Raw genomic sequence first — 7462 nt, forward strand, 5'->3', positions numbered from 1 at the left:
CATCAACTTCTACTTCACCATCAAGCATTTCCAGATGCGGGCTGTTGTGATAGATAAGTAAGCGCAAACGGTGGAAGTAATAGGCAGCGGTATTTTTATTGACGCTAACTAATTGCGCCGCTGTGCGGGCGGTAACACCTGCAACAAATAGTTCAATCAGTTTGTTTTGCTTGTACTGACTTAAACGACTTTTTCTCATAGGGATTATTCTAACCTGAAGTTAAATTTCCCTAGTTATCTAGTACAGCCCCAATAAAAAACCACACCGGATAAGCAATTGTCCGGCTGCTTCTCCGGTGTGGTTTTACATTTTTTGCCGCAGCCCGGCAGTGTGCGGTGACTGTAAAATCGGGAGGCATTGTCTGCCGGCTTGGGGCAGTGTCATCTTTGGTTCTCTACTGCTTCCAGTGCACGCAGTGCATATGTATAGGCAGCACCTGCATTGAGTGAAATAGCCATTGCCAACGCTCCGGCAATCTCGCTTTCGGTTGCCCCGGCTTTTACAGCTTTTTCGGCATGCACACTGATGCAACTCTCGCAGCGCGTGGTAATGGCGACTGCTATTGCAATCAGTTCGCGGGTTTTTTCGTCTAAAGCCTCTGCCGCCGCTGCTTGCTCCAATGCTCCATAAGCCTGGAGCATTTTTGGATGTTTCTTACCTAAGCTTGCAAAAGACTGTTTGACAAAAGCAGTGTGTTCGGGCCAATCTTTAAACATATTTTTCCTTTCAGTAGTGAGTTGAAAACGATAAAGACGCTTTCAGGCGGATTTATCGTTTTTAGAACTTACAGCTTAGGCAGGCCTAAGCGAACGCTGCTTTTTTGTTGTTTAGGATTGCGCGTGCAGAATCTATCATGGCAATGAAGCCTGCTGCAAGCATCATAATGTCTTTCAATACCAAACGGCCTGCACCGGAAAGGTAAGGAAAGCCGGTATGCGCATCTGCACCATGTACCCATGTTTCAGGCGTGAAAATCAAAAAAGTGTAAGTAATAAAAGGGGTGAGAAAACAGAGTGTCGCGCCGATAAAGCCTATACGCGGATTGATATAGTGCGCCATAATCATAAAGGCAAATACCAGCTCCACTACGCCTAAACCGTTGGAATAGCCGTAGGTGTTGTTGGCCAAATGCCATGCGCGATTGGCCTCGTTCAATACCCCTTCATGATTCATATATTGAACATAATTCAGGGGATCGTTATACAGCCACGACATAAAGGGACTGTTGGCAACAAACGGTACGATACTATCGGCTTCATATGGAATAAATTTCAGCCAGCCTATCCAGGCAAATACGACAAAGATGGAAAAACGGCAGAGAAAAACACCGAGTTTATCGGCATGTGCGATTTTTTCCAGAAGCTTGTGAAACGGACTCATTGTAATACTCCTTAAGCTAAGGTTGTTGAACATATTGTATTGTTGTTGGAAAATGTAGGTGATTCCAGCCTTTTATCGAAACAGGCATAAAAATTTAGTAAACGGGTAGGTTAGGGTTGGTGTAATTTTTATTGCCGTAAAAATTCTATACGGCATTACTGTTTCCTTGTCGGACGGCGGTCGAGTTTAACTGATTGGTTGCAGGCATTGTTACGCACATCGAATAGATAACTTATTGCTCTGTCAAAGCTTATGTTTTCTATATCATCTAGATATTTAAAATTTCAAGATATTATCATGTGAATATAAGAATAATAGCATTATAGAATCAAAATTTCTTCTATTACTATTATATATATATATTATAGGCCGTCTGAAAACTGGCGGCTTCCGGTTTGTTTGCGGCAGGGTTTATAATTGCGCCTTTATTTTTTCAGACGGCCGCATTTAAAAAATGAATAAAGAATTGCTCGGCATTGTTTTTCTGCCCGCCGGCGTCATCAGCATGTGCATGGCGGCATTGTGGCAGATGTATGTGGTGATCACCGAAAGCTACATGCTTAACCGCTTCAAAGACAAGCAATTGGTGTGGGTAGTGGCCGTGCTGTTTTTCAGCTTCAGCACAGCCGTTTACTGGTTTTGCCCGAATGCGCGCAAAAAAGGCATATTGTTTCTGCTGCTGGGTGCGGGCGGCGCGGTGATGTATGGCTTGGCCAGAATATGGCTGCCGTTCGGCAAATAAGCAAACCGAACGGGCCGTTTTAAAATACGTCAGGCCGTCTGAAACTTTCAGACGGCCTGAAGATATCGAAAATCAGGGCATGGTTGTATTTTTCTTTTTGCCCGAAGCTCCGTTTCAGGGTTTTGACGCTTATCAAATATTCCTGAAGGCAGGGCGGTGTTACGTGAAGCTTGGACACGCCTGCCATCGCGATGCCGCTGTTTCTATTTCGGCAGAGATAAAAACTGCCGGCATGAAAGTGCAGACCAAACAAACTTTTCCAACCCGCCGGGCGGTCTGAAAATATCAGGCCGTCTGAAAGTTTCAGACGGCCTGACGATATCGAAAATCAGGCATGGGTTGTATTTTTCTTTTTGCCGGAAGCTCTGTTTTAGGGTTTTGACGCTTATCAAATATGCCTGAAGGCAGGGCGGTGTTGCGTGAAGCTTGGACACGCCTGCCATCGAGATGCCGCTGTTTCTATTTCGGCGGAAATAAAAACTGCCGGTATGAAAGTGCAGGCAAAACAAACTTTTCCAACCCGCCGAGCCGTCTGAAAATATATCAGGCCGTTTGAAAGTTTCAGACGGCCTGTGTCGGTAATGTGTTAATCCGGTTAAAACTCCAGTTCGGCTTTCAGCCAATAAGTGCGCGGCATACCGAGCACGGCGAAGCTGCGGTCGTATTGGCCGCGCTGCACCTGCCAGTAGTTTTTGTTGAACAGATTTTCTACCGCGCTGCTCACCGTTAGGGTGTTTTTGCCGCCCAGCTTGGTTTTGTAGCGCGCGCCCACATCCACTAGGGTGTAAGAGGGGAAGGCGTAAGCCTTGTCGGTGCGCTGGTAGGATTCGCCGAAATGTTGCACATTGCTGCTTAAGGTCAGCCCTTTAACAAACGGCGTATCCCATTCGACACCGGCTTTGGCAATCACATTGGGGTTGGCAACCTGCACGCCGTTGGCGAATGTTTCGGCGTAGGTGGGATAATCTTTTACGCGCGATTGCAGATACATGATGCCGAAACTCGGACGCAGGGTTTGGTTCAGCAGGTTGGCGTAAGTGCTGAATTCCACACCGCGGTTGCGTTCGGTACCGCGCGGTTTGCCGGCCAGGCGGTTGGCGATATAGGCAGCGGAATTGGTGCGGTAATAGCCGGGCCGGGTGATCTGGAAGGCATTGAGCGTGGTAACAAAATCACCCCAGTTTTTGCGTACGCCTACCTCAAACTGGCGGCTGACGCGCGGGTCGGACATGCCCGCATCGCCTGTTGCGGTGTCGGTGGTGACGGCTCCGGGCTCCAAATCTTCCATATAGTTGCCGTAAACCACAAAATCGGGAGAAGGCACCCAGGCGGCCATGGCCATGGGGCTGAAGCGGGAGGCGTCTGCGCTGCTTCCTTCTCTTTTATCTGTTTGATCAATCATTTGATAGCGGCCGCCTAAAGTCAGGCGGTATTTGTTGCCGAAAAAGCCCAAGGTATCCGATAACGCCAGGCTGTTTACCTTGACATTGGTATCCAGGCTGGTGTTCATCGCTGTGGGGATAACCGGCCGGTAGGCCGCCAGCTGCTCTTCAATACTGGTTGCGCCGTAAGGTGTGATCACGCGGCTGCTGTTTGCGGCACTTTGCGCGCTTTGCAGCGTGGTGCGGTTGCGGATAATGCGGTCGAATGCGGCATTCCAGTTGTGGCTGACCGGCCCGGTTTCAAATTCGCCGCGCGCGGCCAGATTCATGCTGAGGGTGCGGAAATATTGGCCGGTTATGCGGGCGCGGCCGGTGGTGTATTGCGTGCCGTCACAATTGTTTCCGCTTTGCGGGCGGGTGGTGGTGGCGGTGGCGCAGGCCGTTGGCGAAACCAGCGTGCCGTAATAACGCGCTTTGTTATAACCGATGCCGCCGCTGATTTGTACCGGCGCGTCAAAATCGTATTCAAACGTGAGCATATTGGTTTGACCGGTGGTGTTTTGCCGGTTCCAACCCGGTAAGAGGTTGGTTTTGCCGTCCGGCGCGTCAAACAAACGGCCGTTTGCGCTTTGGATATCCTGAATACGGGCGCGGCCGCCTTCGGCTTTGCGCTTGGAATAAATGGAGTCAAACGCCACACGCAGTTTGTCGCCACGGTAATCGGCATTGAGCGCAAATTCTTTATTGTCTTCGCTGTAACCGTTGCGCGGGGTGTCGCCGTGGCGCAGCTTGCCGTTTGCACGCACGCCGAACTGTTTGTTTTCACCGAAACGCTGCCCCAAGTCGAATGTACCTTGGGCGCGGCTGTCGCTGAAGTAGCCCGCGCCGATTTTGCGGTTGCCTTCATCTGCGGCTTTTTTGGTTTCGATATTGACGGCGCCGGATACCGCGCCTTCCGGATCCATGCCGGTAATGGCGGTGGATGCGCCTTTAATCAGTTGCGCCGAAGCCACCTGTACGCTGGAGGTGCCTTGCGTGCCGTACATACCGGCCAGGCCGTTTACGCTGAATTGGCGTGCATCTAACTGATAGCCGCGGAAATACAGGCCGGTGAGCGTATTGCTTTCGCCGCCGAACTGCCATGTGGAGGCATCGTGTTTGGCGATGGCATCCACCAACGTGCGCGCTTCGGTGTTATTGAGGGCTTTTTCATCGTAATTCACCACGGTAACCGGCGCGGTGAAGGCGTTGGCCTTGCCGAGCAGACCCAAGTTCACGCGGTCGCGCAGATCGCCGTCGCTGGCGATAGAATAAGATTTGGCTGCCTTGCCTTTCACCGTTACGGTGCCGATTTCTGTATTTTCAACAACGGCAGGCACAGCCGGTGTGTCGGCATAAGCCCATGCCTGAAAAACCAGCAGGGGCAGCAGGGCGGTTTTATATGTTTGTTTTTTCATAAATATCCTCTGTTATGGTTTAGGTTGAAGTTGAGCTGAAACATCAATTTTAAGAATTATTTTTACTTGCATTAATTTAGAGTATTATAATTTGAATTTATATGAATATTAAAAAAACAGCTTTGTAAAAATTTTCAACTTATTGTTTTTATTTCACAAATATTCTTGTTTATATTTATATTGTTTACCTTCTCAAACACAGCCGGCAACTTCTGCTCCGGTTAAGCTCGCCTGACTGCGGAAATATTTACGGCTGAAAGGCCGTCTGAAATATTTCAGACGGCCTCATGATGTGTCGAATCAATATGGAAAAATGGCAAATCGAACTGGGCAACAGCCCGATGTGGCTGCTGCAAACTTTGGGCGGCGTGATGGCAGCTTTGGTGCTGATTGTTTTTCTGGCGGGCAAAACCCGTTTCGGCAAACAGTTTTGGTATATTCTGCGCCCCTGCATCAATAAAAAAAGCGGTGTCAAAACCGCACTGGCAGTTATGCTGATGGTGTTGCTGCTGCTTACCGAAATCCGTTTGAATGTTTTAAACACATTTTTCTACAACGGTTTATATAGTGCCCTGCAAGATGCTGAAGCCCAAGCTTTTTGGTTTTTCGCCCTGATTAATGCGGGGGTGGTGCTGATGCGTACGCTTAACGGCATTGTGAACGATTTTTTTGATCAGGCGCTGGCGATTAAGTGGTCGGAAAAATTAAACGCCGTGCTGACCGAACGCTGGCTGGCCGACAAAAACTATTACCGTCTGCAAATGCTCCGCCATGCGCCCGACAATATCGACCAGCGTATCCAGCAGGACGCGCAGGAGTTTATCGTTGCTACCATCGAATTTATCCGGGGTATGCTCAATTCGGTGATTTCTGCGGTTGAATTTACCATTGTTTTGTGGGGATTGTCGGGCATTTTAAGCCTGTTCGGCTTGGAGATTCCGCGCGGTATGGTGTTTTTCGTGTTTGTATTCGTGCTGCTTTCCACCGTGGCAGCGATGTGGATAGGCAAACCGCTGATCCGCTATAACTACGACAACGAAAAACTTAACGGCGACTACCGTTATTCGCTGATCCGCGTGCGCGATCATGCCGAGAGCGTGGCGTTTTACAACGGCGAATGGCGCGAACGGCAGCAGCTTGGCGAACGTTTTGCCGCCATTATCCGCAACCGCTGGAAAATCGCCCGCCAAAGCATTACGTTAAACGGCTTCAACGATCTGCTCACGCAGGGCGTACAGCTTTTGCCGCTGATGCTTCAGGCACCGCGTTTTTTTGCCGGACAGATTAAAATCGGCGATATGCACCAAACCGTGCAGGCATTCAACCGCCTGCAACGCGCCTTATCGTTTTTCCGCAACTTCTATGAAGCATTCACCGCTTACCGCGCCCGCTTGGAACGTTTAAGCGGCTTTCTCGCCGGCACCAACCAAATCAAACAGGCCGGCAACCCGCAGGTTGACGAAGTTTCAGACGGCCTCTCGCTCGACAACGTAACGCTCTACCGCCAAAACGGCGATGTGTTACTGGAAAATCTGAACGTGGGCGTTGGAAGCGGCGATGCACTCTTGATACAGGGCCCCAGCGGCTGCGGCAAAACCTCACTGCTGCGCGCATTGGCAGGCTTATGGCCGTTCGGCAGCAGCGGCACAATCGGCCGCCCCCCGCAGAGGGATATTTTATTTGTGCCGCAACGCCCCTACACACCGCAGGGCAGCCTGCGCCAGGCGGTGTGCTATCCCGACATCGACCCGCACCATCCTGAATTGGCGGCCGTCATGCAGGCCTGTTTTCTAGGCCGGCTTGCCGGGCAGCTCGATAAAGCCGATGATTGGCAGCACAAACTCTCTCCGGGCGAATTGCAGCGCGTGGCGTTTGTGCGCATTCTGCTCACACGCCCGAAAGTGGTGTTGCTTGACGAGGCCACCGCCGCATTGGACGAGCCGACCGAAGCCGCGCTGTACACGCTTATCCGCGAGCGTTTGCCCGAGAGTATTATTGTGAGCATCGGCCACCGCGGCACGCTCGCCGCCTTTCACAACCGCCGTATCTTTGTGGGCGAGGCACCCTGCGGTTAAGGCCGTCTGAAACTGCTGCCGGCGGCAGGAAGTAACCATATTCCGGCCAAAGCGGGGGAAACGGGTTGTATTTTATTGTTTGAACCAATGGATCAAAACCCAACCCGGCAACCGGTATCATGCCGGCGCTGCGGATAGAGAAATCACTGTTTGTATTGCGGATACTTGGGAGGGGATTTTTCTATTTCTGTGCAAACTTCAATCCGATTCGGGCCGGTTCGGGTAAAATGGCGGTCTTTTTTTATTTAAGCAATATCAGCAATTTTTTTAGGGGCTGACGTAGATTAGCAGTCATGATAGGCTGCCAAAATGAAGATAACCCACTGTAAGTTAAAGAAGAGTCTGCAAAGAAAACTGCTTGAATATTTTGTATTGGAAGTAACCGCACGTTCTGCTGCCGATATCTTAGGTATTCAGCCCAATAC

Annotated in this window: 5 protein-coding genes and 2 pseudogenes; 3 read left to right on the forward strand and 4 right to left on the reverse strand. The window is 50.3% G+C overall.

Features of this window, described 5'->3' with window-relative positions; translation table 11 throughout:
* The 3 genes and pseudogenes from IR141_RS11540 to rclC all read right to left on the reverse strand — a co-directional run.
* Positions 1–199 (reverse strand): annotated as a pseudogene (locus IR141_RS11540) (IS1595 family transposase); the annotation flags it as partial.
* A 182-nt stretch (positions 200–381) separates the two neighbouring features.
* Complete coding sequence (locus IR141_RS11545; RefSeq protein WP_135037416.1) at positions 382–717, reverse strand: carboxymuconolactone decarboxylase family protein; 336 nt, start codon at positions 715–717, stop codon at positions 382–384.
* A gap of 85 nt (positions 718–802) precedes the next feature.
* Entirely contained in the window at positions 803–1414 is a 612-nt protein-coding gene (rclC, locus tag IR141_RS11550) for a reactive chlorine resistance membrane protein RclC (protein ID WP_281385022.1), read from the reverse strand.
* Positions 1415–1835: 421 nt separating this feature from the next.
* On the opposite strand from rclC, the gene IR141_RS11555 reads away from it, so the two are divergent.
* On the forward strand, positions 1836–2123 hold the full coding sequence (locus tag IR141_RS11555) for a hypothetical protein (RefSeq protein ID WP_135037421.1): 288 nt from the start codon (positions 1836–1838) through the stop codon (positions 2121–2123).
* Between the two features lie 595 nt (positions 2124–2718).
* On the opposite strand, the gene IR141_RS11560 is transcribed toward IR141_RS11555, so the two are convergent.
* The gene (locus tag IR141_RS11560; RefSeq protein ID WP_135037424.1) at positions 2719–4962 is read right to left on the reverse strand and encodes a TonB-dependent siderophore receptor; all 2244 of its coding nucleotides are present in this window, start codon (positions 4960–4962) and stop codon (positions 2719–2721) included.
* Between the two features lie 305 nt (positions 4963–5267).
* Here IR141_RS11560 and IR141_RS11565 point away from each other — a divergent pair, with 305 nt between their 5' ends.
* Together IR141_RS11565 and IR141_RS11570 are read left to right on the forward strand one after the other, a co-directional pair.
* Complete coding sequence (locus tag IR141_RS11565) at positions 5268–7037, forward strand: ABC transporter ATP-binding protein/permease (RefSeq protein WP_135037427.1); 1770 nt, start codon at positions 5268–5270, stop codon at positions 7035–7037.
* 309 nt (positions 7038–7346) lie between these two features.
* Positions 7347–7462: pseudogene (locus IR141_RS11570) on the forward strand (IS1595 family transposase); the annotation flags it as partial.

Origin of the sequence: Neisseria sp. 19428wB4_WF04 (assembly GCF_015235335.1) — a bacterium.
GTDB classification, from domain to species: Bacteria; Pseudomonadota; Gammaproteobacteria; order Burkholderiales; family Neisseriaceae; genus Neisseria; species Neisseria musculi.

Excerpts from the sequence above, each read along its gene's own strand:
- IR141_RS11545 (WP_135037416.1), bottom strand. The coding sequence starts at position 717 with ATGTTTAAAGATTGGCCCGAACACACTGCTTTTGTCAAACAGTCTTTT.
- rclC (WP_281385022.1), bottom strand. The coding sequence starts at position 1,414 with ATGTTCAACAACCTTAGCTTAAGGAGTATTACAATGAGTCCGTTTCAC.
- IR141_RS11555 (WP_135037421.1), top strand. The coding sequence starts at position 1,836 with ATGAATAAAGAATTGCTCGGCATTGTTTTTCTGCCCGCCGGCGTCATC.
- IR141_RS11560 (WP_135037424.1), bottom strand. The coding sequence starts at position 4,962 with ATGAAAAAACAAACATATAAAACCGCCCTGCTGCCCCTGCTGGTTTTT.
- IR141_RS11565 (WP_135037427.1), top strand. The coding sequence starts at position 5,268 with ATGGAAAAATGGCAAATCGAACTGGGCAACAGCCCGATGTGGCTGCTG.